At 55.3% G+C, this 24,523-nt stretch carries 26 protein-coding genes, 1 other RNA gene and 3 pseudogenes; 13 read left to right on the forward strand and 17 right to left on the reverse strand.

Annotation, left to right across the window (positions count from 1 at the left end):
* Positions 1-101 precede the first annotated feature (101 nt).
* Positions 102-578: a cold-shock protein gene (locus tag ACL2XN_RS24145; RefSeq protein WP_413729637.1), complete on the forward strand. Its 477-nt coding sequence runs from the start codon at positions 102-104 to the stop codon at positions 576-578.
* A gap of 352 nt (positions 579-930) precedes the next feature.
* Here ACL2XN_RS24145 and ACL2XN_RS24150 read toward each other — a convergent pair whose 3' ends face one another.
* On the reverse strand, positions 931-1,737 hold the full coding sequence (locus ACL2XN_RS24150) for an SDR family NAD(P)-dependent oxidoreductase (RefSeq protein WP_413721208.1): 807 nt from the start codon (positions 1,735-1,737) through the stop codon (positions 931-933).
* A 279-nt stretch (positions 1,738-2,016) separates the two neighbouring features.
* Positions 2,017-2,919 carry a LysR family transcriptional regulator gene (locus ACL2XN_RS24155; protein WP_413731022.1) on the reverse strand — a complete coding sequence of 301 codons (903 nt, stop codon included), beginning with the start codon at positions 2,917-2,919 and terminating at the stop codon, positions 2,017-2,019.
* 91 nt (positions 2,920-3,010) lie between these two features.
* Between ACL2XN_RS24155 and ACL2XN_RS24160 the strand changes: the two genes are divergently transcribed.
* Positions 3,011-4,027 carry an NADP-dependent oxidoreductase gene (locus tag ACL2XN_RS24160; RefSeq protein WP_413729638.1) on the forward strand — a complete coding sequence of 339 codons (1,017 nt, stop codon included), beginning with the start codon at positions 3,011-3,013 and terminating at the stop codon, positions 4,025-4,027.
* A gap of 288 nt (positions 4,028-4,315) precedes the next feature.
* On the opposite strand, the gene ACL2XN_RS24165 is transcribed toward ACL2XN_RS24160, so the two are convergent.
* The 4 genes and pseudogenes from ACL2XN_RS24165 to ACL2XN_RS24180 all read right to left on the reverse strand — a co-directional run.
* Positions 4,316-4,726: a type II toxin-antitoxin system HicB family antitoxin gene (locus tag ACL2XN_RS24165; RefSeq protein WP_410013959.1), complete on the reverse strand. Its 411-nt coding sequence runs from the start codon at positions 4,724-4,726 to the stop codon at positions 4,316-4,318.
* A 71-nt stretch (positions 4,727-4,797) separates the two neighbouring features.
* On the reverse strand, positions 4,798-4,989 hold the full coding sequence (locus ACL2XN_RS24170; RefSeq protein ID WP_413729639.1) for a type II toxin-antitoxin system HicA family toxin: 192 nt from the start codon (positions 4,987-4,989) through the stop codon (positions 4,798-4,800).
* 294 nt (positions 4,990-5,283) lie between these two features.
* Positions 5,284-5,658, reverse strand: a pseudogene (locus ACL2XN_RS24175) (integrase core domain-containing protein); the annotation flags it as partial.
* Positions 5,659-5,767: 109 nt separating this feature from the next.
* A pseudogene (locus ACL2XN_RS24180) lies at positions 5,768-6,026 on the reverse strand (transposase); the annotation flags it as partial.
* 108 nt (positions 6,027-6,134) lie between these two features.
* Here ACL2XN_RS24180 and tnpB point away from each other — a divergent pair.
* Positions 6,135-6,242, forward strand: a pseudogene (tnpB, locus tag ACL2XN_RS24185) (IS66 family insertion sequence element accessory protein TnpB); the annotation flags it as partial.
* Between the two features lie 47 nt (positions 6,243-6,289).
* Here the strand turns inward: tnpB and ACL2XN_RS24190 are convergent.
* The 5 genes from ACL2XN_RS24190 to smpB form a co-directional block, all read right to left on the reverse strand.
* Positions 6,290-6,472 carry a hypothetical protein gene (locus tag ACL2XN_RS24190; protein WP_410016824.1) on the reverse strand — a complete coding sequence of 61 codons (183 nt, stop codon included), beginning with the start codon at positions 6,470-6,472 and terminating at the stop codon, positions 6,290-6,292.
* Between the two features lie 184 nt (positions 6,473-6,656).
* The gene (locus ACL2XN_RS24195; RefSeq protein ID WP_413729641.1) at positions 6,657-6,941 is read right to left on the reverse strand and encodes a type II toxin-antitoxin system RelE family toxin; all 285 of its coding nucleotides are present in this window, start codon (positions 6,939-6,941) and stop codon (positions 6,657-6,659) included.
* Positions 6,931-7,182 (reverse strand): prevent-host-death protein, encoded by a 252-nt coding sequence (locus ACL2XN_RS24200; protein ID WP_410013962.1) that lies wholly within the window; start codon positions 7,180-7,182, stop codon positions 6,931-6,933. Before ACL2XN_RS24200 ends, ACL2XN_RS24195 begins: the two co-directional genes overlap by 11 nt.
* Positions 7,183-7,724: 542 nt before the next feature.
* Positions 7,725-8,107: a transfer-messenger RNA gene (gene ssrA / locus ACL2XN_RS24205) on the reverse strand.
* A 46-nt stretch (positions 8,108-8,153) separates the two neighbouring features.
* A complete protein-coding gene (gene smpB, locus ACL2XN_RS24210) occupies positions 8,154-8,636 on the reverse strand; it encodes an SsrA-binding protein SmpB (protein WP_410013963.1) in 483 nt (160 codons plus the stop codon).
* Between the two features lie 159 nt (positions 8,637-8,795).
* Between smpB and ACL2XN_RS24215 the strand changes: the two genes are divergently transcribed.
* Positions 8,796-9,233, forward strand: coding sequence for an SRPBCC family protein (locus ACL2XN_RS24215; RefSeq protein WP_413721195.1), 438 nt, complete (start codon positions 8,796-8,798; stop codon positions 9,231-9,233).
* On the forward strand, positions 9,223-9,519 hold the full coding sequence (locus ACL2XN_RS24220) for an RnfH family protein (RefSeq protein ID WP_413729642.1): 297 nt from the start codon (positions 9,223-9,225) through the stop codon (positions 9,517-9,519). The genes ACL2XN_RS24215 and ACL2XN_RS24220 overlap by 11 nt, the downstream gene beginning before the upstream one ends.
* 177 nt (positions 9,520-9,696) lie before the next feature.
* Here the strand turns inward: ACL2XN_RS24220 and bamE are convergent, their stop codons facing one another.
* The 3 genes from bamE to nadK form a co-directional block, all read right to left on the reverse strand.
* Complete coding sequence (gene bamE, locus ACL2XN_RS24225) at positions 9,697-10,044, reverse strand: outer membrane protein assembly factor BamE (protein ID WP_410013965.1); 348 nt, start codon at positions 10,042-10,044, stop codon at positions 9,697-9,699.
* 113 nt (positions 10,045-10,157) lie between these two features.
* On the reverse strand, positions 10,158-11,819 hold the full coding sequence (recN, locus tag ACL2XN_RS24230) for a DNA repair protein RecN (RefSeq protein ID WP_410013966.1): 1,662 nt from the start codon (positions 11,817-11,819) through the stop codon (positions 10,158-10,160).
* An 87-nt stretch (positions 11,820-11,906) separates the two neighbouring features.
* The gene (gene nadK / locus ACL2XN_RS24235) at positions 11,907-12,785 is read right to left on the reverse strand and encodes an NAD(+) kinase (protein WP_413721191.1); all 879 of its coding nucleotides are present in this window, start codon (positions 12,783-12,785) and stop codon (positions 11,907-11,909) included.
* A gap of 123 nt (positions 12,786-12,908) precedes the next feature.
* Between nadK and grpE the strand changes: the two genes are divergently transcribed.
* Complete coding sequence (gene grpE, locus ACL2XN_RS24240; protein ID WP_410016750.1) at positions 12,909-13,505, forward strand: nucleotide exchange factor GrpE; 597 nt, start codon at positions 12,909-12,911, stop codon at positions 13,503-13,505.
* A 62-nt stretch (positions 13,506-13,567) separates the two neighbouring features.
* Here grpE and ung read toward each other — a convergent pair whose 3' ends face one another.
* Complete coding sequence (ung, locus tag ACL2XN_RS24245) at positions 13,568-14,251, reverse strand: uracil-DNA glycosylase (RefSeq protein WP_410013968.1); 684 nt, start codon at positions 14,249-14,251, stop codon at positions 13,568-13,570.
* Between the two features lie 339 nt (positions 14,252-14,590).
* On the opposite strand from ung, the gene grcA reads away from it, so the two are divergent.
* Complete coding sequence (gene grcA / locus ACL2XN_RS24250) at positions 14,591-14,974, forward strand: autonomous glycyl radical cofactor GrcA (RefSeq protein WP_410013969.1); 384 nt, start codon at positions 14,591-14,593, stop codon at positions 14,972-14,974.
* 366 nt (positions 14,975-15,340) lie between these two features.
* Here the strand turns inward: grcA and srmB are convergent, their stop codons facing one another.
* Complete coding sequence (gene srmB, locus ACL2XN_RS24255; protein WP_413721190.1) at positions 15,341-16,696, reverse strand: ATP-dependent RNA helicase SrmB; 1,356 nt, start codon at positions 16,694-16,696, stop codon at positions 15,341-15,343.
* 132 nt (positions 16,697-16,828) lie between these two features.
* Between srmB and ACL2XN_RS24260 the strand changes: the two genes are divergently transcribed.
* On the forward strand, positions 16,829-17,626 hold the full coding sequence (locus tag ACL2XN_RS24260) for a tRNA1(Val) (adenine(37)-N6)-methyltransferase (protein WP_413729644.1): 798 nt from the start codon (positions 16,829-16,831) through the stop codon (positions 17,624-17,626).
* 32 nt (positions 17,627-17,658) lie between these two features.
* On the opposite strand, the gene nadB is transcribed toward ACL2XN_RS24260, so the two are convergent.
* A complete protein-coding gene (gene nadB / locus ACL2XN_RS24265) occupies positions 17,659-19,299 on the reverse strand; it encodes an L-aspartate oxidase (RefSeq protein WP_410013972.1) in 1,641 nt (546 codons plus the stop codon).
* Positions 19,300-19,721: 422 nt separating this feature from the next.
* Between nadB and rpoE the strand changes: the two genes are divergently transcribed.
* From rpoE to lepA, 5 genes are all read left to right on the forward strand, one after another.
* On the forward strand, positions 19,722-20,297 hold the full coding sequence (gene rpoE / locus ACL2XN_RS24270; RefSeq protein ID WP_162368415.1) for an RNA polymerase sigma factor RpoE: 576 nt from the start codon (positions 19,722-19,724) through the stop codon (positions 20,295-20,297).
* A gap of 28 nt (positions 20,298-20,325) precedes the next feature.
* Positions 20,326-20,979 (forward strand): anti-sigma-E factor RseA, encoded by a 654-nt coding sequence (rseA, locus tag ACL2XN_RS24275; protein ID WP_410013973.1) that lies wholly within the window; start codon positions 20,326-20,328, stop codon positions 20,977-20,979.
* Positions 20,979-21,944 (forward strand): sigma-E factor regulatory protein RseB, encoded by a 966-nt coding sequence (gene rseB, locus ACL2XN_RS24280; RefSeq protein WP_410013974.1) that lies wholly within the window; start codon positions 20,979-20,981, stop codon positions 21,942-21,944. The genes rseA and rseB overlap by 1 nt, the downstream gene beginning before the upstream one ends.
* A complete protein-coding gene (gene rseC, locus ACL2XN_RS24285) occupies positions 21,941-22,417 on the forward strand; it encodes a SoxR-reducing system protein RseC (RefSeq protein WP_413729645.1) in 477 nt (158 codons plus the stop codon). The genes rseB and rseC overlap by 4 nt, the downstream gene beginning before the upstream one ends.
* 298 nt (positions 22,418-22,715) lie before the next feature.
* Entirely contained in the window at positions 22,716-24,515 is a 1,800-nt protein-coding gene (gene lepA, locus ACL2XN_RS24290; RefSeq protein WP_413727848.1) for a translation elongation factor 4, read from the forward strand.
* The last annotated feature ends 8 nt before the right edge of the window (positions 24,516-24,523 follow it).

Genomic DNA, 24,523 nt, shown 5'->3' on the forward strand with positions numbered 1-24,523 from the left:
GTCCAGACTTAAACCAAAGACGTAGTCTGCGCAGGCATTGTGTTTTACACTGCGCGCTGCAAAAACTGATTAGATAAACGATTAAGCAGGCGGTAACGGCGATGAATGGAACGATCACAACCTGGTTTAAAGATAAAGGTTTTGGATTTATCAAAGATGAAAACGGCGATAACCGTTATTTTCATGTGATTAAGGTCGCCAACCCTGAGCTGATTAAGAAAGATGCGGCGGTGACCTTCGAACCCACCACGAATAACAAGGGGTTGTCGGCTTATGCCGTGAAAGTCGCACCGGAAAGCAAATACATCTATATCGCAGGCGAGCGTCTTAAGCTTACGTCGATCAAGTCTTACCTGGTTTACAGCGAAGAAGTGCCGGCCGATACCCGCATTGATAAAGAAAATGCGGTGCTGTCCGTAGGGGTGCTGATGAGTAGCATCCGGCCGAAATCAGCCACGAAGCCTGGCGACATGCGCTCGCTGAAAAAACTGGCGATCACCACCTTCCAGGGAACGACGTTAATCTTCTCGGAAGATGAGATAGACGTGGATGCCACGGTAAAATTGCTCAAGGTCTGAAATAATTCGGACCGACCCCATGCCTCGACGAGCCGGCGGATAACGCCTGGCGTGTGTCCGTACCGCCGCCTTTCCCCCCGGAACATTTCCATCTCCTGCCGCGGGAGGCAAAGACCTATGCCATTGGCGGCAGAAGAGAAAACGCTTCACAATATATCCAGACCATTTAGCGGCTCGCGCTGATCCCGAAGGATGCAACCTGGGTTGCGTTTCTTCTGATGCCTGTGCCGCTAAGCGGCGCGCAGGCCGCTATCCTGAAAGGGAACATTTGTCTGGGGAGAAAATGCGGCGGCGCCTCCTTACCCATGTCAACCCGCTGTATACCTGGCCATAGCAGCGGGTGTGATCAGCATTACATAAACCGGTCCGCGCCGCCGGACGCTTCCACGGTGTGCCCGGTAACGAACTGATTGCGTGCGGAAAGCAAAAACGCGGCGATAACGGCGATATCCTCCGGGCGTCCGAAACGCCCGACGGGGGTTCTTTCCTTACCGAGAATGTCCATGATGTCCTCATCGGTTTTACCCGCCAGTTCCGGGCGGCGCTCGCGAACGTTGGGCAGCATGTTGTTTGCCCAGTTTTCCGTCGCGACCGCGCCAACGCCAATGGCATTGACCAGAATACCCATCGGCGCGACATCCAGCGCCAAACTGCGGGTCAAATTATTAATGGCCGCACTCAGGGCATGGGAAACGGTTAGCGGCGGGTTGGGATACAGCCCTCCGATGGAGGAGATGTTCACGATACGCCCCCACCGCCGCCGTTGCATACCCGGGATCACCTCGCGGCAAAAACGGCGCATGGCGGTAAATTTGGTGGCGGTCATCGCCTCCCAGTCTTCCTCCGTGGTGGTCAGCAGCGTGCCGGCATGGGCCCGGCCCGCATTATTGACCAGTAAATCAATGCCGGCAAACCGCTGCTCCGCCAGGCGGACTGCCTCACGGGGAAACGCGGCATCGGTCACGTCGCCCGCCAGCGGCAGCGTGGAGACGCCATAACGCCGCGCCAGCCTGTCGGCGGCGTCGTCCAGCCGCGACTGGGTCCTGGCCACCATCACCAGATGCACACCGTTTGCCGCCAGCTCTTCACAAATGCTGAAACCGATACCGGTGCTGGCGCCTGTCACCAGCGCCACTTTGTCTTTGAGATCCAAATCCATTACGGGCTCCTGCTGTTTAATTAGGGGGTCATCAGGTATAACGCATTTCATGCCCGGATGCTTGCTCACTGAAATCCAGACGTCTGAAATAAACGGCCATAGCGCGTATTCCGGCTGCGCTGCTATGCCGCGGGTTTTCAGGATCACTGTGGCAGGAGGGGGCAATGCATTCTATACCCGACGCGCTTTCCTCCGGTTGTGCGCTGCTACCGGCTGTCACCTGTTGCCGCGTGGTGACGGGACATGTCCGCCGTTTTGCGGGCGGCCAGTTAAGAGAATTTAAAACTGTGCCAGCATAAATTCCAGAAACGCACGTACGGCAGGGTTTGAACGACGACTTTCATGCCAGACTGCCGAAATATTATGCCGTTCTACAGAAAAATCCGTCAGAACGGGAATTAACTCCCGGCGCCTTACCAAAGAAGCCGCCATAAAACTTGTCGCCATTCCTATTCCGGCACCGGCAGCGACTGCCGCTATAACGGCTTCGCTTGCATCGACGATGACAGCAGATGACGGCACGATTTCGATCTCCCGCTCGCCAACCCGGAACGGCCAGCGAAAAATCCGCCCCGTATTTTGGTAGCGCAGATTGACCGTTTTATGCCCTATAAGATCATTAGGGTGTTTTGGCGGGGCGCATTTGGCCAAATAATCAGGCGAAGCATAACAACCCATCTGATAGGGCGAAAGGCGACGCGACAGGAGATTTGAATCCGCGAGGTCGCCGAGCCGGATGGCAATATCAATACTTTCGTCAACGATACTTATCACGCGATCGCTTAACCGTAAGTCAATCGTCACTTTTGGATGCAGGGCGCAGAATGGCGCAAGCGCAGGGGCGATCATATGGAGGCCTATCGGCAACGATGCCGCAATGCGTAATGTTCCCGCGGGCTCTGCCCGCGTACGCATGGCTACCTGCTCGAGCTCCTCGGCATCGCGCAACAACCGTAAAGCCCTCTCGTGCAGTTTGCGGCCTTCAGCAGTCAAAACCAGCGAGCGTGTGGTGCGGGTGAATAAAGTGACGCCAAGACGCTGTTCCAGTCGCTGGATGCTCTTACTTATCGCTGAAGGTGAAACGGATAGCGAGCGGGCAGCGGCGGTATAGCTGCCAAGCGCTCCCGCGCGAGCGAATGCGATGAGACCGGTGAGTCTTTCAAAACCTATTTGTTCCTTCATGGCAACATTAAAGCGAAATCCAGCCCCATTATCAATCATCATTATTAGTCATATTATCTGGCAACTGAATCCCCATTAGAGTGAGCTTGTGATGACTGAAATGATGAAAGCAGTACGACTGCACGCGTTTGGTGGTCCAGAGAACCTTAAATATGAAGATGCACCCCGGCCAACGATGGGATGTACGGAAGTGCTTGTTCGGGTGTATGCGGTCAGTCTCAACCCGCCAGACTGGTATCTGCGTGACGGTTATCGGGCGTTGCCGCCTGAATGGTGGCCCCATCCCCACTTTCCGCTCATCCTGGGCACGGATATATCCGGTGTAGTCGTAGCGGTCGGCAAAAATGTTTCCGGATTCAGCATTGGCGATGAAGTCTATTCCATGGTGCGTTTTCCTGAAAGAGCCATGGAAGGCAGCGGTGCCTATGCCGACTACGTGAGCGTTCCTGCATCAGAGCTGGCGTTAAAACCTCAGAGCATCGAACATGTCCAGGCCGCGGGTGCGCCGATGTCACTGCTGACGGCCTGGCAGTTCCTTGTCGAACTGGGGCATGACGCGCCAAATCCGTTTCAACCATTCAAACATACACCTGTTCCTCTAAAAGGCCGGACAGTAGTGGTCAACGGCGCCGGAGGAGGCGTAGGACACCTTGCGGTGCAGATTGCCAAGTGGAAAGGTGCGCGAGTGATTGCAGTCGCTTCTTCCCGCAATGAGGCGCTTTTACGCGATCTCGGTGCGGATGAGTTTATCGACTACACCAAAATAGCTCCCGAGACCGTAGTAAAAAATGCCGATCTTGTCATTGATACTTCAGGTGGAACGCACGTTGAGCGCTTTTTGAGCAGCATCAAGCAAGGCGGGGCAATGTTTCTTGTTAATCCTTTGCATTTTTCCGGGCAGAAGGAGGCCGCCGAAAGAGGAATTACGGTGTCAACAACGCAAGTGCGTTCCAGTGGCGCGCAACTCTCAGCGGCGGGTAGCCTTCTGGAAACAGGAATTATCAGGGTCGTCATTGATAGCACCTACCCTTTACAAATGGCTTCAGCTGCACATCAGCGTGCTTTATCAGGCAGTATCCAGGGCAAAATTGTGCTTACACACTTTTGATTATCTTATCCCACTTCGCCATGTGTTGAGGCCGGCTGGACTGCAGGATAAGAAAAGTAAAATGCTCATTATTTCCGGTTATTTTTACCTTGAGCCTTCGGTTCTGGGGCAGGTTATGGCCGAACTTACATGATTGGCTAATGCTGTGCGACGGCGCGAAGGAACAAGGCCAAAGGCGACGTCAACGTCGTCCGTTCCCGGTTAAACGTGCTTTCATGGGAATAAGGGGGCTTCAGCGAAAATCTCTGTAGGTGTAAACAAGATTGGCCCCGCTAGAGGCCATATCAATCAGTTTCTCGCAATTTCCTTGCGGGCCAACTCCGCAAGAAACGCCGAACGGTTTTTGTAATGCCCGTTTGTCTCAATATAACGGTCGATGGCCGTAATGAGATTGCCGGGCATAGTGAGATTAAATTTAACGGCTTTGGTTTCGTACTTTGTCGGATCGAGCTCAACAAAGCCTAGGAAGCCGTCATCCTCTGACAGGCGATCATCGTGAATATAGGCTGAGGGATCAGTAGGAGCGGGAACGTGCTCGCCGCGCTCTGTTAGGGCTTCAGCATGTATACCGAATGCTTTTTCTGCGTCGCGAACGGCTTCTTCCAATGTATCCCCGGCAAAAAAACAACCGGGAATATCGGGGAAATAACCGTCATATTCACCGCTTTTAGTTCCGAAAATGAAAACTGGATAGATCATTAAGTACCTCGCATGACTTACTATACTAAGGGTGAAAGCGCTATTAAAGGCAGCTTGCACCGTCCTTTCTGTTAAATGACCTTTAGCCCCGAAATCTTCTTTACTTGTCTTAGAACTCCTTTTGAGATTTCTTTCCTTGGGTGGGGAAGGGTGATGATTTCCCTTACTCCCTCCTTTTCAAGCGTGATATGACTGCTTGCTTTTTGTTTCCTTGCTATCCATCCATCATTTATCAATAGCTTGATTAATTTAGCGCTTTCCATCCTGACTCCATTTTGTCCCTCTGTGGGTATAGTACCCACAGAAAAAATATGAGTCAATATGATAGTGGGTATAATAACCACTTTTAACAATACTGCCTCCGGGTGGCCATTCCTTGTTGGCCTATCTGTTAAATCTAACAATCAGCCACCATAGTCCCGCACCTACCTCGACAATATTGTGGCTTGAAATTTCTTCTGGGGTTCGGGTCACTAATCCGGGATCAGGGTCAGTCAGGTGGTTAGGCGATTGCGGCTCATTTCTGAGATAGGGCTGAAACTGTAAGCACACCGGTTTTAGTCCCACACACTTTTTGAGATTTCCGGATTTTCAGCCATCAGCCGGTACTCTTCCGGCGTCAGGTTATTCAGCGATTCATGAGGCCGCTCGCTGTTATATTCAGTCAGCCAGCACTCTGTGATTTCCCGTACTTCATTCAGTGTCCTGAACAGATAAAAATCCAGTATTTCTGTCCGGTACGTCCGGTTCGACCGTTCGATAAACGCATTCTGTGTCCGCTTGCCCGGCCTGATAAATTCCAGTATCACGCCATGTTCTTCCGCCCATTGCGCCAGCGTGAGCGATATCAGTTCCGGACCGTTATCCATCCGCAGTTTCAGCGGATATCCGCGATTTGCCACTATCCGATCCAGCACTCTAACGACGCGCTTATCCCATCATGGCCTTGCTGCCAAAAGCAGCTGACTTGCGAGAGGCCGGATACATTAACGCAAACAGCTTTTATCATCGTATGCTTGCAAAACGGGGGCGAACCAAACATTTTTTCGATGACATCTTTCAACGCCCGGTTTTCCAGACTGAGATCGGCAAACATCTGTTTCAGGCTACGGTTTTCATCCTCAAGATCTTTCATCTTTTTGATATTAGAGGCTTCCATGGCGCCAAATTTCGCTTTCCAATTGTAGTAGCTGGCTTCAGCGATACCGGCTTCGCGGCAGACATCTTTAACGCTGCGTCTGGCTTCGACTGACTTCAGAACGGCGATGATCTGGTGTTTGGTGAATCGGGCTTTGCGCATGGCGATCTCCTATCGGGACATAATCAATATGCCGGAAGATCTCTAAATGTGAATGGTCCGTTTGGCAGAGATACTTACAGTATCTGGCTGGTCGCCGGCCACACTGATATGAGAAAGGGATTCCAGGGCCTCGCCGCCAAAGTCGTATCCGCCCTCCGGGAAGATCCGTTGTCCGGCCATGTCTTCGTCTTCCGGGGCAAACGCGGCAATTGGGTACCGGAGGCTAAACCGCGTTCCAACCGTGTAATAGCCGTTGTTTTGGTTCACATTCGCTCAGCGATTTGCGCTTGGGCGAGGCCGGCTTTTTTGCGTGCGGCCAACCGCTCATCAAGTAGGGCGCATTCCCGATCCGGTTTTTCGTATTCAGCCTTGAATTCCGGTTGCCCCATCCACTCAGTGACCATTTCGTCATGGGTTTTGGTTGGCGGCAGGCGTTTAGCGTTCATATGTTATCTCTTTCAATCTGGCTTCAGCGGCCGGGGGAATCTGCATTTTCAACGTAATGCATTGGTATAAATGGATTAAGTTGCAATTCAGATTTTAGGATATACCTAAACGTATACCAATGCGGAAAAGTGATGGGATTATGTGGTCAGATTTTGAACCGTTGTTCCAGCACATGCCACCCGGTTATAGCCAGGCTTTAGCGGCGTTATAAACTTCCGAGCGGTCGCGTTTGCCCACGGCCAGCACCAGCACAATCACCTGTTCATCGATCGCCTGGTAAACCAACCGATACCCGGCAGACCTGAGCTTGATTTTATAACAATCAGGCATGCCGCTGAGCCGATTGGCGGGAATATGGGGATTGACCAAAATCTCTTTTAACTTCTTTTTGAACTGCTCCCGTAACGGCGCGCCCAGTTTTTTAAACTCCTTAAGAGCATGCTCTTCAAACTCCAACTCATAGCTCATCCAGCTTGACCTTAACGCGCTTACCTTTCATCCGTGAACGGGCGATCTTGCCAAGCTCGATATCTTCCTGATAATCCACCATGGCTTCCCATGTTTCCGGTGAAATGTAGTAACCGGAGATATGGCCGTTGGTCAACACCGCCACCGGTTGGCCGTGGGCCTCTTTCAGGGCGCCATTAGGTGACTTTTTAAAATCGCTGATACTCACCGACACATTGGCAAGGATAGGTTGTACCGACATAACGAGTCCTTTTTAGTATGATATTTGATACTAAATTTAGCACTAAGTTAAAAGGGTAGCAACAGTGTTACGTGGGTCCCACGCGGAAAGATTGACGTAATACTGTTCAGTCTTTTCATTTTTTATTAATATATAACATAGTGTTAAGTAATCAGGGGTGATGGATGTATTTGCGGGCGGGGAGGCCTATCTGAAAGGTGATGCTAAACCGTTCAAAAAATATTTGATGCTCATGAGAAAGCCACAAAACGACGAAATAAAATAGCCCTGGCATGGGTCACACAACGGGTGTGAATCATGAATAGGAATAACTAAAACTTTGGGTTTTATTGTTTCTTGCGGGTGATTACACGGCAAGAAATTGTCCCTCTATGGGGCAACCGGGCAATGGTAAGGGGCATCTCTGCCGGAACAAGATTGGCTGCATGCCAAGGTGTGGCCTTATCAGCTGGTTTGCTTTACATCCGTTACTAGCCTGTCGCCATTTTGCCGCCAATCCAAAAGAGAAAGGGTCGCGCTTGCGCGCAACCCTTTGTTTTTATTGGTGGAGCTGGGGGGATTTGAACCCCCGTCCGGAATTATTACATCCTCGGTACTACATGCTTAGTCCAATCATTACATTCGCCAGTTAGCTGCGGATGGACACGCTACTAACAAACTAGCCTGATTAGATTTGACGCTTTGACCCCAGGCAGGATCTCTACGCGAGCTCTTTTGGGTTTGACCTCTCTTGATCCCCGTCCTAAGAGCGGAGGCTAGGGAGAGAGGGAACCATCAGTGGTTTAGACTGATTAAGCTGCTAAAGCAGCGGGTTCGTATTGCGAGTCGTTTGCAATTATTTTTTTTGAGGCTGTTTAACGAGGCCTACCTCACCTCGGCATGCACCTTGGGTTTCACAAATCCCGTCGAATCCAGAATCAGCCCCAAGTTGTTAATTTCATTATAGCAAAAATTCAATAGCGCGGCAAATCTTAACGGTTGGCGTTCTTCATAATGCGTGCTTTATCGACTTGCCATTCGCGTGATTTGACATCCTCACGCTTATCGAAATCTTTTTTACCCTTGGCGACGCCAATCTTGACCTTGGTCCAGGCGTTTTTCCAGTACAGCGACAGGGCGACCACGGTGTAGCCCTCGCGGTTCACCCGGCCGAACAGCGAGCTTAACTCACGCTTGTTGAGCAGAAGTTTACGCGTGCGCATAGGGTCGCATACCACATGCGACGAGGCGGCCATAAGCGGCTGGAAGGTGGCGCCAAATAAGAAGGCTTCGCCATCTTTAAGCAGCACATAGCTATCGCTGATGTTGGCCTTGCCGGCACGGAGCGATTTGACTTCCCATCCCTGCAACGCGAGTCCGGCTTCGAACTCTTCCTCGATGAAATATTCATGTCGGGCGCGCTTGTTTTGCGCAATGGTGGCTGAACCGGGTTTGTAAGCTTTTTTCTTTGTCATGATACTAAATATTATACAGTTTTATGGGCGGGAATAAAATGCTTTCCTTACGTTACCTTGCGGTATTGATGCTTTTTAAGACAAACGGGCGCCAACACTTTTTGTCTCAAGACAGATAAATGATAATATTAAGCAATGATCGTCAAGACAGGAACCCTTATGCCTCATATCAGTCGTTCCGCGTTAGTGCCCTACAGCGCGGAGCAAATGTTTGCCTTGGTCAATGATATTCGCGCTTATCCGGAGTTTATTCCCGGATGCACCGGCAGCCGCGTGCTGGCCAAGGAAGGAAACGAACTGACCGCCGAGATGGATGTTTCCAAAGCGGGCATCAGCAAAACATTCAGGACCCGTAATGTCATCACCGATAACGAAAGCATCGTAATGCGCCTGGTAGAAGGGCCATTCCGCTCGTTTGCCGGGGACTGGCGTTTTACCACGCTGAGTCCCGAGGCGTGCAAGGTCGAATTCGAAATGAGCTTTGAGTTTAAGAACCGGCTAATCGAGCTGGCGTTCGGGCCAATTTTTAAAGAGATGGCGAATAACATGGTCCAGGCATTCACCCAGCGGGCAAAAGAGGTTTACCGTGCCGCCTGAAGCTGCGGATATCCGCGTGGAAGTGGTGTATGCGCTGCCTGAGCGGCAATACCTGCGGCAGTTGGTGCTGGCTGCGGGCAGTACGCTTGAGCAGGCGATACAGGCCTCGGGCCTTCTGGCAATACGGCACGATATCGATCTGGACAAGAATAAGGTCGGTATCTTTAGTCGCCCGGCCAAATTAAGCGATCGGCTCACCGACGGCGATCGCGTGGAAATTTACCGCCCGCTGCTGATTGATCCCAAGGAGTTGCGCCGCCAGCGCGCGGAACGCACGAAAAAGTAGACGAGTGCGCGGGACGCCGGGGGCCGGCAGGGTAGGTCATATACCCCAGGCGTCCGGCCCGTTGCCCTCTCAAGCGTGTTAACTTCGCATTGCCCCGTTTTACCGCTGTGCCGCCTGCGCTGGGATTACTTCGCCAGGCGTTGCCGCTTCGCTTCAGTTCGGCTTTTTACCGCTGATTTACCCGCGCGGGGTATCCAATGACGGCCGGTTATCGATATTGGTCAGGGTGCCGGTGTTGTTAAAGGTCAGGGTAAGCGTTTGTTGCGTGACAGGCTGATGACCGGGCTGGCGGCGGAACACATAAAACCAGGTACTGCTGCCGAACGGATCCTGCATCATTGGCGTGCCCAGGATATACGCCACCTGCTGCTTGGTCATGCCGGTATGAATTTTAGCTACGTCAGTTGCTGTCAGATAGTTTCCCTGGTTAATGTCCGGGCGGTAGACCAATCTTTCAAGCGTGGAGCAACCGGCGGTTAACATCAGGAGAACGACGGCAGCAGCGGTCAACGTCTTACAGCTCATAATAATCACATTCCTTTTAGGCATAGGATGCCGATGATAATAGACCTTGCCGACATTGGGAACCTCTACAAGGCCCATCTATGACCACGGGAACGTAAAAAAGTTAGCCTTTTCTAAGCTGCGAGCAGTTCTTTAGCGTTTGCCAGCGTATTTTTGGTGACCTCGCTCCCGCCCAACAGGCGCGCCAGCTCTTGCAGGCGGGCTTTTTTGTCCAGGGCGATCATTTGGGTTTCGGTCTCGTTACCGTCGGTATTTTTGCTGACAAAAAAGTGATGGTGACCGGAGCCCGCAACCTGGGGCAAGTGGGTTACGCACATCACCTGGGTGGATTCCCCCAGCCGACGCAGCATTTTACCCACAATTGCGGCGGTGGGGCCACTAATGCCCACATCCACTTCATCAAAAATCAGCGCCGGGGTATCCATCTTGCGGGCGGTAATCACCTGTATCGCCAGGCCGATGCGCGATAATTCGCCGCCGGAGGCCACTTTCGCCAACGGCTGCAAGGGCTGGCCGGGGTTGGTGGTGACCAGGAATTCGATACGATCCGCCCCTTCGGCGCTCAGCTGTTCGGCATCGAAATGCGTCGTGATTTCCAACCTGCCGTGCGGCAGGGACAGCTCGCGGATACTGCGGGTAATCAGGGCGGAAAGTTCAGTGGCATGATGCACGCGTTTTTCATGCAGCCGCCGCGCGGTTTGCACCGCCTGGAGGTGGTGCTGCGCCACGGTCTCGACCAGCGCCTGGGCGTCGGTGTCGTGCTGCTCCAGCAACTGTTGTTCTTGCAGCAACTGCTGATAAAACAGCGGCAGGTCTTCCGGTTTCACATGATGCTTGCGCGCCAGGGAGATCTGGCGGGACAGCCGCTGTTCCAGCTCATACAGCCGCGCCGGGTCCAGGTCGAGCCGATCGCCGTAATGGCGCAGCTCCTCCGCGGCCTCGGTCAGCTGGATTGAGGCTTCTTCCAGCAGATCCATTACCGGGGAAAGCGCGCCGTCCATGCCCACCAGTTCGCCTACCCGCTGCTGGACGGCGTACAGCTGGCCAAGCAGGGTCTGGTCCTCGCCCTCGCTGAGCATCTCAAGTGCCTGGCGGGTGGTGGTGATCAACTGGCCGCTGTTGGCCAGCCGCTTGTATTCCTGATCGATTTGCTCGAATTCGCCGTCCGCCGGGATAAAATCGTTCAGCTCCTTTAACTGGTACTGCAATAATTCGCGCCTGGCCTCGCGCTCCGAGGCGTGCTGGCGGAACGCGGCCAGATCCAGGCAGCTCTGGTGCCATTGCCGATAAGCGCCGGCCATGGATTGCCGCAGCGCTTGTTCATCCGCATAGGCGTCGAGCAGCTGTTTTTGATAGTCGGGACGCAGCAGCAACTGGTGGGCATGCTGGCCGTGGATCTGGATCAGGTGATGGCCCAGCTCGCGCAACTGCGATAAGGGCGCCGGCATGCCGTTGATAAACCCCCGCGAGCGCCCGTCATGGCCGACCACGCGCCGCAGCAGGCATTCATTGCCGTTATCCAGCTCATTGTCCGCCAGCCACCGCGCTGCCAGCGGGGCGTCGCCGAGGGCGAAACGCGCGCAGATATCCGCCCTGGGGGCGCCGGGGCGCACCATGCCTGCGTCGGAACGGCTGCCGAGGCACAAACCGAGGGCATCGATGGCAATGGATTTGCCCGCCCCGGTTTCGCCGGTGATAACGCTCATTCCCGATTGAAAATCAATCGTCAACTCGCGCACGATCGCAAAGTTAGCAATGGTCAGTTGAGCCAGCATGATACGTTTCCTGTATATAAAAACACAGCTGTGGTTAAACACAGTATAAACTGGTTTTATATACAGTAAAGAAACGAATGCTGATTTTCAGAATAATTTTTTCGACCAGCCGAGCTTGGTGCTGAGCGTATTGAAATAGTTGTAATCATGGGGATGGACCAGATCCAGGTGATATTCGCTGCGCCGGATAAAAATTTCCTCGCCCTCCTGTATAGGCAGCGCGATCTGGCTGTCGCAGCTGATCTCCAGTTCGCTGCTGGCCTGGGAAAATTTCAGCCGGATGGTGCTGCTGCCGTTGATAACCAGCGGCCGGGAGGACAGGGTATGCGGAAACATCGGCACCAGGACGATCGCATCCAGGGGCGGGGTCAGGATCGGGCCGCCGGCGGAGAGGGAATAGGCGGTGGAACCGGTCGGCGTGGCGATGATCAGGCCGTCGGAACGCTGCGAAAAGGCGAAGCTATCGTCGATATACACTTCAAATTCAATCATATGCGCCACCTTTCCAGGATGGAGCACGACTTCGTTGATGGCGGTGCTGAGCCGTCCGCATTCATTGCCCCGGCAGACCTGGGCCTCCAGTAAAAAACGCTGTTCGCAGCGGTAATTGCCCGCCAGCACGTCCGTAAGCTGCTGCAGCGCGGAATCGGGATCGAGATCGGTAAGAAAGCCCAGATTGCCGCGGTTGATGCCGATGACTTTAATATCGTACCGCGCCAGGATGCGCGCCGAGCCCAGCATATTGCCGTCGCCGCCCACCACCACCGCCAGATCGGCCCGCTGGCCGATATCCGCCAGGCTGCCGGTAATAGCGCCGGTAAGATCAAGGTCGCGGGCGATGTGCTGCTCCATGATCACCTCATGTCCCTGCCCGATCAGCCAGTGGTACAACATCTCGTGCGTGGCCAGGGCGTTGGGATGACGCGGATGGCCGACAATGCCGATGCTTTTGAAAGGGGTGTTCATGTATTTGCTTTTCCTCGCCGTGTTTTGCTGACTACATTATGCGACATCCCTTGAATACCTGCTATTCATCCCCATAATAAGCGGAGTAGCAAGACTAAAAGGCTAAAACGCGGAGAACTCATGATGAGTAGTAAAGAACAGAAGATACCTGACGAGCAAGTCTCACAAGACATTACCACGGATGAGATGGATGCCGGGCAGCGGATGGACGCGGCGCCCGAGACGGAGAACGTCGTGGATCCGCGCGATGAGCGTATCGCCAGTCTGGAAGCCAAGCTGGAAGAATTGCAGCAGCGCGAGCGCGACAGCCTGCTGCGCGCCAAGGCGGAAATGGAAAATCTTCGTCGCCGCACCGAGCTGGATGTGGAAAAAGCCCATAAATTCGCCCTGGAAAAATTTGCCGGCGAACTGCTGCCGGTGATTGACAATCTGGAACGCGGCCTGGATATGGCCGATAAAAACAATAGCGAGCTGACCCCGCTTATCGAAGGCATCGAACTGACCCTGAAGTCGCTGCTGGACGTGGTGCGCAAGTACGGCATCGCCGTGGTCGACCAGACCCATGTGCCGTTCGATCCCGCGGTGCACCAGGCCATGACCATGCTGGAATCCGATGAGCACGAGCCAAACCATGTCATGATGATTATGCAAAAAGGCTACACCCTGAACGGCCGCCTGCTGCGTCCCGCCATGGTGGCGGTATCGAAAGCCAAGGCGTAGGATTTCCGCGCCCGCGAGCCGGTCGTCGAGCCCGATAACCGGCCCATTCCCTGTTCCCCCAGTTATTCCGACGGCAACCGCGGTTGCCAGTCAATCTCCGGTTTTCCCTGCTGTGCCAACAGGGCGTTGGCCCTGGAGAAATGCCCGCAGCCTAAGAAACCCCGGTGCGCCGACAGCGGCGACGGATGCGGCGCTTTCAGAATATGATGGCGTTGCGGGTCGATAATCGTGCCTTTTTTTTGCGCGTGCGATCCCCACAGCATAAAGACGATCCCCTCGCGCTGCTCGTTCAGCACGGCAATCACTTTATCGGTAAAGGTTTCCCAGCCCAGGCTGGCGTGGGAATGGGCCTTGCCCGCCTCGACGGTAAGCACGGTATTGAGCAGCATCACGCCTTGCCCGGCCCAGCTTTGCAGGCAGCCGTGCTCCGGTTTGGTAAAACCCGGAATATCATTGGCCAGCTCTTTGTAGATATTGACCAGCGAGGGCGGGGCGGGCACGCCCGGCCGGACGGAAAAGGACAGGCCGTGCGCCTGGTTGGGGCCGTGGTAGGGATCTTGCCCCAGTATCACCACCTTTACCGCGGCAAGTTCGGTGAAGCGGAACGCGTTGAATACGTCTTTTTGCGGGGGATAGATAATCTTGCCCGCCGCCCGCTCGCTGGCGACGAAGTTCAGCGTTTGCTGGAAATAGGGCTTGGTCTTCTCTTCGGCGAGCGCATCCCGCCAGGTTGGACTTTGTGTCATGGTACGCTCCATGTGGATTGGCGACTGGCGTTAGCTTACCGGCTTATGTCCGCAGGCGGAATCTTTTCCGCCGCCAGGGGCACGCCAACAAAATAAATAAAGCTTAAAAAAAAGTTAAATTAATGAAAGTGATAAATAACTCAAAAATTGATATAAAACAAAAACATGACTTTTTGATGCGTTTCTTTACTACGGATAAATTGATTTAAATCAAGGAAACGATGCCGATTGGCTGGTATACAGTCAGTTAGACAAATTGGTTTTACCAAATACCCAAGCAGCCGGTAGCCTACCGGACGACGACGGGCAGATTTTGTAGCCACACCATGGAGACATTCTATGATTATCGGAACTCAAATCACCAAGGCCGACAACAAAGCATTGGTTAACTCTTTCTGGCTGCTGGATAACAGCATTGAACAGGCCCGTTGCCTGTGTGCCGTTGCCGGCTACGCCGACGATCAGGTCGTTGCCTTAAGCGAACTGGGCAATATCGAATACCGTCAAATTCCGCTAGAAGCCAAGGAAACCGTACGCGTGGAAGGCGGCCAGCATCTGAATGTCAACGTGCTGACCCGTGAAACCCTGGAAGACGCCGTGGCCAACCCGGACAAATATCCGCAGCTGACCATCCGTGTCTCGGGCTATGCCGTGCGTTTTAACTCGCTGACGCCTGAACAGCAGCGCGATGTCATTACCCGTACCTTTACCGCCGCCCTTTAACGGCGTCGCGGTGTATAAAAGGGAGCCTAGGCTCCCTTTTTGATTTCCGCTATTTCCGCACGGCAAAAACCCTGTATTAAAATCAATATGTTGCGTTTAGAAATGCTGAATTCCCGTCTGGATCAAAATATGAATATTCACCCCCTGCGCCTATTTTGACCAATGCCATTTTATGGCAAAACTATCTTTAACCTGATGAAATAAATTGTTTTTTTCATTCATTTACGCCGCGCTTGTTTGTGGCGCGCGCAGCTTTCAGCCGGAAATTAGCTGATTTAGGCGAAAAATGGCTTAAGGCGTTGAAACTTACCCCTAAGGCGACAAAAAAGCCGCCCGTGCGGGCGGCTTTTCAGGGCGCGTGATGGTTTATTCATCATGCGGTTTTGGCGTAACGGCCGCCGCCGCATCCTCCGCGGCCGATTTTGGCGCCCGGCGTTTGCCGATATTGCGCTTATCGCGTAAACGCACCTTGACCTTAACCTTGTCCTTCATCTGGCTCAGCTCTTTTTTCTCTTTGCGTTTGGCCAGCACTTTTTTCGAAGGTTTACCGGTGGTTTTTTCGGCCGGCGCACGGGTGACCGGACGCAGTTCATCCACCACCCGCGCTTTCAGCGGCTCGTTCAGGTAGCGGCTGATTTTACCCAACAGCAGATGATCGTGCGCCTCCACCAGAGAAATGGCCGAGCCTTTGCGTCCGGCGCGGGCGGTACGGCCGATACGGTGCAGGTAGACGTCGGCGGTGGTCGGCAAATCGAAGTTGATGACATGGCTGATATCGTCGATATCCAGGCCGCGCGCCGCCACGTCCGTCGCCACCAGCACGTTCATCCGCCCGTCGGTCATGCGGTTGATGGCTTCATTGCGTTTGGCCTGCACCATTTCGCCTTCCAGATAGCATGTGGCGATGCCGGCCGCGTGCAGCCAGCCGACCAGTTCATGCACCCGCTCGCGTTTGCGTACGAAAACGATAGCCTTGGTCACGTCCGGCAGTTTGAGCAGATGGGCCAGCAGGGCGGTTTTATGCTTGATATCGTCGGCGCGATAATACCATTGGGTGATCTTTTTACGCTCGCGCCGTGAGGGCGATGCGTCGATTTCCACCGGATCGTTTAGCAGCCGCTCGGCGAAATCCTTGACCGCGTTGCCCTCCAGGGTGGCGGAAAACAACAGGGTCTGCTTGCGCCAGCGGGTTTCGGCGGCGATCAGCTCCACATCCTGCGCAAAACCCATTTCCAGCATGCGATCCGCTTCATCCAGGATCAGCGTTTCCACCGCGCGGCAGTCAAAATTTTCTTCCTTGATATATTGCAGCAGCCGGCCGGTGGTGGCCACCACGATATCCTGGTTGTCGCTGAACACGATGGCATGATTCATAAACGCCACGCCGCCGGTGATGGTGGCGATGTCCAGGTGCGTATGCGCGGCGAGTTCCTTGGCCTGTTCCGCCACCTGCATGGCCAGCTCGCGGGTAGGGGTGATAATCAGTACCCGCGGCGGGCCGGATTTCCGGCGGGGGAAATCAAGCAGGTGCTGCAATACCGGTAACAGATAGGCGGCGGTCTTGCCGGTACCGGTAGGCGCCGAACCCAATACGTCGCGCCCGTCCATCGCCGGCGGGATCGCTTCGGACTGAATGGCGGTGGGGCGCTCGTAACCTTTATCGCGCAGTGCGGCGATCAGGCTTTCATGCAGGTCGAGTTCGGAAAATTGGGTTACAGTCATGGTCTACCTCTGGTTGGGGCGCAGATTATAGACGGATCGCGGATAATCTTCATCTGTTTCCGCGCAAACGGATGATTTCATCCGCGGCCGGTTTGCCATAAAGTACCCCGATATGTCCCAAAGAGCCTAATAATGATCGAATCGTTAAAACAGACTATGCCGCTGCGCCGGGACGGTTTTACCTTCAGGCAATTTTTTGTCGCCCACGACCGTTGCGCAATGAAAGTGGGGACCGACGGCGTGCTGCTGGGGGCCTGGACGCCCCTGGGCACGGCGCGGCGGGTGCTGGATATCGGCGCCGGCTGCGGCCTGATCGCTCTGATGGTGGCGCAGCGCGCGGACCCTGGCGTGCGCATTGACGCCGTCGAGCTGGACCCCGCCGCCGCCGGACAGGCGGGGGAAAATTTCGCCGCCAGCCCGTGGTCGTCCCGCTTGCGCATTTTTAACGGCGATATACTGGACTATGCGCCGCAGGCGACGCCGGGGGGGGCCGCGCAACGCGGCGGGAAAGAGGATCCCGGGGCGGGATATGGGCTGATCGTCAGCAATCCGCCTTATTTCCCGGTCGGTTTGGCCACCAGAAGCGCTGAGCGCGATAAGGCGCGTTACACGGCGACCCTGACCCACCGGCGCCTGCTGGATGCCGCGCGGCGGCTGGTGGCCCGCGACGGCCTGTTGACGCTGGTATTGCCGACCGCTACCGGCGAAGAGGTCATCGCCATGGCGCAGCGCGGGGGCTGGCATTTGCATTATCGCACCGACGTGGCCGATCGCGCGGGAAAACCCTGTCATCGGGTGCTGCTGGGCTTTTCGCCGCAGGCGGGAGAACTGACGTATACGACATTGGCGCTGCGCGCTGGCGACGGCGCTTATTCCGCCGCCTATCGCGCACTGACCGACGGGTTTTATTTATCCCGGCCGGCAGGGTAGGACCGGCGGCCGGGCCGCCGGTTTGCCATGGATCAGGGATGCAGGATGGTCGGCTGCGGGTTGGCGGCCATTTCCGGATAATCCAGGGTGTAATGCAGGCCCCGGCTTTCTTTACGCAGCATGGCGCTCTTGACGATAAGCTCGGCCACCTGGGTCAGGTTGCGCACTTCCAGCAGGTTATTGGAGATACGGAAGTTGGAATAGTACTCGTCGATTTCCCGCTGCAGCAGGTTGATGCGATGCAGGGCGCGCTCCAGGCGTTTAGTGGTGCGCACGATGCCCACGTAATCCCACATAAACAGCCGCAGCTCGTGCCAGTTATGCTGTAGCACCACCTCCTCGTCGGAGTTGTCCACCCGGCTCTCATCCCAGGCCGGCAGCTGTTTGGCCAGCTTGATGGCCGGCAGGCGCGTGCGGATATCCTCCGAGGCCGACCAGCCGTAGACCAGGCATTCCAGCAAGGAATTGGACGCCAGGCGATTGGCGCCGTGCAGGCCGGTATAACTCACTTCGCCGATGGCGTAGAGCCCGTCGAGATCGGTGCGCCCGTGCTGATCCACCATTACGCCGCCGCAGGTATAGTGTGCCGCCGGCACGATGGGAATCGGCTCTTTGGTCAGATCGATATCCAGCGTCAGCAATTTTTGGTAAATCATCGGGAAATGCTGGCGGATAAAGTCCGCGGGCTTATGGCTGATATCCAGGTACATGCAGTCGGCGCCCAGGCGCTTCATTTCATGGTCGATGGCGCGGGCCACGATATCGCGCGGCGCCAGCTCGGCGCGCTCGTCGAAATCGGGCATAAAGCGCGAGCCGTCCGGACGTTTCAGGTAGGCGCCCTCGCCGCGCAGCGCCTCGGTAAGCAGGAAATTACGCGCCTGGGGATGGAACAGGCAGGTGGGGTGGAATTGGTTGAATTCCAGATTGGCCACCCGGCAACCGGCGCGCCAGGCCATGGCGATGCCGTCGCCAGACGAAATATCGGGATTGGTGGTGTACTGATAAACCTTCGAGGTGCCGCCGGTAGCCAGCACCACGGCTTTGGCCCGGCAGGTTTCCACGCGTTCCTTTTCGCGGTTCCAGATATAGGCGCCGACCACGCGCCGGGTGCCGGGCAGGCCGATTTTATTGGAACTGATCACATCCACCGCGTTGCAGCGTTCCATAATATGGATATTGGGATGATTGGCCGCCTGGGAAACCAGGGTGGTTTCCACCTCTTTGCCGGTGGCGTCCGCGGCGTGCAGGATGCGCCGGTGGCTATGGCCGCCCTCGCGGGTCAGGTGATAGCGCTCATCGGGAGACGTGCCGGCATGGTGTTCCGTTTCCACGCCGCCGGTGCCAGTGCCGGATTCCGTATCGAACAACACGCCCTGGTCTATCAGCCACTGTACGCAATGACGGGCGTTGCCGGCGATGAATTCCACCGCCTCGCGATCGCACAGGCCGGCGCCGGCGATCAGCGTATCCTCGACGTGGGAGGCGATAGTATCGGTTTCATCGAACACCGCCGCGATCCCGCCCTGGGCATAATAGGTTGATCCTTCGTTAAGCGGACCCTTGCTTAAAACCATGACCTTACAATGTCCCGCGAGACGCAGCGCCAGTGAAAGACCGGCGGCGCCGCTGCCAATGACCAGCACGTCGGTTACATGTTCAGTTAAAGGTTGCATAATGGGGTGGTTACCCTGCCAGAAATAATAGTTTTCCGATGTTAGCACTGTATGATTTAGGGCTGAACCGCTAATTGCTGATATTTTACACGTGGGGGTATTTACGCATGTTTACTGACATCCGGAGGATTTCACGGTACCCTGCGCTTTCAATAGGGTGCCGGGCGTAAACGTGCCGCTTCGGCAGAGTGATTTCAGGATTCTGACACTATAAAACTTTATTTCATGATAGTCTGACTGCTTCCCGGCCAACGTGCTGGCGCGCCGAGATCCGTCCCCGATTACATTTAACAAAAAAGACAGGCGGGACGGAACTTTATGTATAGCGTAAACTCCAAACGGGAGCTTGCTCGTGTTATGGGTTTAGAGGCTGGCGGTACTATTTTTCGCGTGGAGATAAATTTGAGGAGAATTTACCTCGGATGAGCGAGCAGTTAACGGATCAGGTGCTGGTTGAACGGGTACAAAAAGGCGACCAAAAAGCGTTCAATTTACTGGTCGTTCGTTACCAGCACAAAGTGGCGAGCCTGGTATCCCGATATGTTCCCCAGGGGGATGTGCCGGATGTGGCCCAGGAATCGTTTATCAAAGCTTATCGCGCCCTCGAGTCATTTCGGGGGGATAGCGCTTTTTATACATGGTTGTATCGTATCGCTGTTAACACGGCTAAAAATTATCTGGTTGCTCAGGGCCGGCGCCCACCGTCAAGCGATGTGGACGCCAACGACGCCGAAAATTATGAAAGTGCCGGCGCGTTGAAAGAAATATCGAACCCTGAGAATTTAATGTTGTCTGAAGAGTTGCGACAGATAGTGTTTCGCACTATCGAAGGGCTTCCCGAAGATTTGCGTATGGCAATCACGCTTCGGGAACTGGATGGCCTGAGCTATGAAGAGATAGCGTCCATCATGGATTGCCCGGTGGGAACGGTAAGATCGCGAATCTTCCGTGCGCGCGAAGCTATTGACAACAAAATTCAACCGCTGATTCAGCGATAACGATGGCGGCAGGAGAAGGTACCCACGCATGCATAACGAAAAGCTTTCCGCTCTTATGGATGGGGAGTCGTTCGATAACGAACTGCTCAACGAATTATCCAGGGATGATAAGTTACAACAAAGCTGGCAACGGTATCATCTGATTCGCGATACCCTGCGCGGGGACATCGGCGCGACGCTGCATCTCGATATCGCCGACCGCGTCGCGCAGGCTATCGCCCGTGAGCCGGTCCGCCTGGTGCCCGATGCGGTCAAGGAATCGCAGCCGCAGCCCGAGACCTGGCACAAGCTGCCGTTCTGGCATAAAGCCCGTCCCTGGGCCGCGCAGATTACGCAAATCGGCCTGGCCGCGTGCGTGTCGCTGGCGGTGATTGTGGGCGTGCAACACTATAACCAGCCGGTCAACAACGATACCCAGCCGGAAGCGCCGGTGTTCAATACGCTGCCGATGATGGGCCAGGCGTCTCCGGTCAGCCTGGGTGTGCCTTCGGCGACCAACACCGCTGATAACGGTTCCCAGCAGCAGGTGCAGGAACAGCGCAAGCGTATCAACGCCATATTGCAGGATTATGAACTGCAGCGTCGGGTTCACTCCACGCAGCTGCAATTCGACCAGCATGAAACCCAGCAGGCCGCGGTACAGGTGCCTGGTACCCAGTCTTTAGGAATGCAACCGCAGTAATGAAGCCATTTTGGTGTGCTGTGTGTTTAATGACAGGCAGCCTGCTCTTTTCCTCCAGCGCGACCGCCGCCGATACGCCGGCCATGGCGCCCGGGGCGTTGTTGCAGCAGATGAGCCAGGCCAGCCAGTCATTGAATTATGAGTTTGCTTTTGTCAGCGTCAGCAAGCAGGGTGTCGACTCCTTACGCTTTCGTCACGCGGTGTATCAAAAACATCGCCTGGCCCAGCTGCTGCAAATGGACGGTCCCCGCCGCGAAATCTTACAGCGTGATAACGAGATCAGCTTTTTCGAGCCTGGTCTGGAGCCTTTTACGCTGGCCGGCGATCATATCGTTGATTCTCTCCCTTCTATCGTTTACGCTGATTTTGAACGCCTGGCCCAATTCTACGATTTTATTCCTGTCGGCCGCACCCGGGTTACCGATCGTCTGTGCGACGTGGTACGGGTTGTGGCGCGGGACGGCACGCGATTTGGTTATGTGCTGTGGATTGACGCCGCCACCAAATTGCCGCTGCGCGCCGATCTGCTCGATCGCGACGGCGAGGCGCTTGAACAGTTTCGCGTGATCTCGTTTATCGTGGATCCGCAGGTGCAGTCCCTGATGCAGGGTCTGGAAACGGTCAACCTGCCGCCGCTGCTGGCTATGCCCGCCTCGGAGAAAGCGGAGTTTGACTGGACGACCAACTGGCTGCCGGCGGGCGTGAGTGAAGTCTCGCGCAGCCGCCGTACATTGCCCGGCATTAACGTGCCTATCGAGACCAGGCTGTTTACCGACGGATTGTTCAGTTTCTCGGTAAATGTCTCGCAGGCGCAGCAGGGCGACGCGGAGCGGTTTATCCGCACCGGCCGGCGCACCATACACACCGAGGTCCGCGACAATAAAGACATTACCGTTGTCGGCGAATTGCCTCCGGCTACCGCCAAACGCATTGCCGACGGCGTTTTATTTAAGGCGCAACCATGATCAAAGAATGGGCGACGGTTATCTCCTGGCAGCAGGGTGTGGCGCAACTGCGCTGCGAACAGCGTTCCGGCTGCGGCAGCTGCCACTCCAGCAGCAGTTGCGGCACCAGCATCCTCAATAAAATGGGGGCTGACTCAGCGCATCAGCTAAAGGTGGAAAGCAAGCATCCGCTGGTACCGGGGCAGCGGGTGGAAGTCGGCATCACCGAGGCCAGCCTGATCCGTTCTGCGCTGCTGGTCTATATGCTGCCGCTGGTGGGCCTGATCGGCTGCGCGGCCATTATGCAAGGCTGGTTTAATACCGACCTCGCCGCGGCCTGCGGCGGGCTTATGGGCGGTGTCGGCGGGTTTATGCTGGCGCGGTTTTTTGCCCGGCGCATCGGCAACGATCGCGAATACCAGCCGGTGATTTTGCAAGTCGCGCTGCCGCCGTCCTCGTTTTATCTCCGCCGTGAAACCCCATCCAGGGACTAAGGCCGTCTGGCCTTGCGGCCCCCATTACGACTTATGCCACTCCATACCATGATTAAAGCCGACGTCATTGCGCCTGATGATCTTCGCCGATGGCAATCTTGAGTAGCGCGAGGGATCGCGGGCATGGCTCGGCGATGCGGGAAGGGGGCTGTCATCGATGCTAACAGCGCCCACCTTTAATGATTTGTCCTTTCAGTGTAAGATGCCTCCATATTTTCACGGGTGGTTTGTACTTGTGCCCACGTCCGTGCCCATTGTCCTATTTTTTATCAAAAATACCCGAGAAAATTCCTTATAAATGAAGAACATTCGTAATTTCTCCATTATTGCCCATATCGACCATGGTAAGTCGACCCTATCCGACCGGCTGATCCAGACCTGCGGCGGCCTGGCGGAACGTGAAATGGAAGCCCAGGTCCTGGATTCCATGGACCTGGAGCGTGAACGCGGCATTACCATCAAGGCCCAGAGCGTAACGCTCGACTACAAAGCCAACGACGGCCAGATTTATCATCTTAATTTTATCGACACGCCGGGCCATGTGGATTTTTCCTATGAGGTTTCCCGTTCCCTGGCCGCCTGCGAAGGCGCGCTGCTGGTGGTGGACGCGGGGCAGGGCGTGGAAGCGCAGACCCTGGCCAACTGCTATACCGCCATGGAAATGAATCTGGAGGTGGTGCCGGTTCTGAACAAAATCGATTTACCCGCCGCCGATCCCGACCGGGTAGCACAGGAAATCGAGGATATCGTCGGCATCGACGCCACCGACGCGGTGCGCTGTTCGGCCAAGACCGGCGTGGGCATCCCCGAGCTGCTGGAGCGGCTGGTGCGCGATATCCCGCCCCCGCAGGGCGACCCGGAAGCGCCCCTGCAGGCGCTGATTATCGATTCCTGGTTTGATAACTATCTGGGCGTGGTGTCGCTGGTGCGGGTGAAAAACGGCACCCTGCGCAAGGGCGACAAAATCAAGGTGATGAGCACCGGCCTGACTTATAACGCCGACCGGGTGGGCATATTCACCCCCAAACGCATCGATCGCGATATTCTCAGGTGCGGCGAGGTGGGCTGGCTGGTGTGCGCCATCAAGGATATCCTGGGCGCGCCGGTGGGCGATACCCTGACCCTGGCCCGCCAGCCCGCCGATAAGGCGCTGCCGGGCTTTAAAAAGGTCAAACCGCAGGTGTATGCGGGCATGTTCACCATCAGCTCCGACGACTATGAGGCGTTCCGCGACGCGCTGGGCAAACTCAGCCTCAACGATGCCTCGTTATTCTACGAGCCGGAAAGCTCCACCGCCCTGGGTTTTGGTTTTCGCTGCGGCTTCCTCGGCTTGCTGCATATGGAGATCATCCAGGAACGGCTGGAACGCGAATACGACCTGGAGCTTATCACCACCGCGCCCACGGTAATCTACGAAGTCGTGACCACCGATAACCAGACCATTTACGTCGACAGCCCGTCCAAGCTGCCGCCGCTGAATAATATCCTTGAGCTGCGCGAGCCTATCGCCGAATGCCACATGCTGTTGCCGCAGGAGTTCCTGGGCAATGTGATCACCTTGTGCATCGAGAAACGCGGTATGCAGACCAATATGGTCTATCACGGCAACCAGGTGGCGTTGACCTATGACATTCCCATGTCGGAGGTGGTGCTGGACTTTTTCGACCGGCTGAAATCCACTTCGCGCGGCTACGCCTCGCTGGACTACGGTTTTAAGCGGTTCCAGACCTCGGACATGGTGCGGGTGGATATCCTTATCAACGGCGAACGGGTGGATGCCCTGGCCCTGATCACCCACCGCGACAATTCCCAGCGCCGCGGCCGCGATATCGTGGAAAAGATGCAGGAGCTGATCCCGCGCCAACAGTTCGATATCGCCATTCAGGCCGCCATCGGCAATCACATTATTGCCCGTTCCACCATTAAGCAATTACGTAAGAATGTCCTGGCGAAATGTTACGGCGGCGATGTCAGCCGTAAAAAGAAATTGCTGCAAAAACAGAAAGAAGGCAAGAAGCGCATGAAGCAGGTGGGGAACGTCGAGCTCCCGCAGGAAGCGTTCCTGGCGATCCTGCATGTTGGCAAAGACAGTAAATAACCCAAAGG

The sequence above is a fragment of the Sodalis sp. RH22 genome, from assembly GCF_047324165.1.
Classification (GTDB): domain Bacteria; phylum Pseudomonadota; class Gammaproteobacteria; order Enterobacterales; family Enterobacteriaceae; genus Acerihabitans.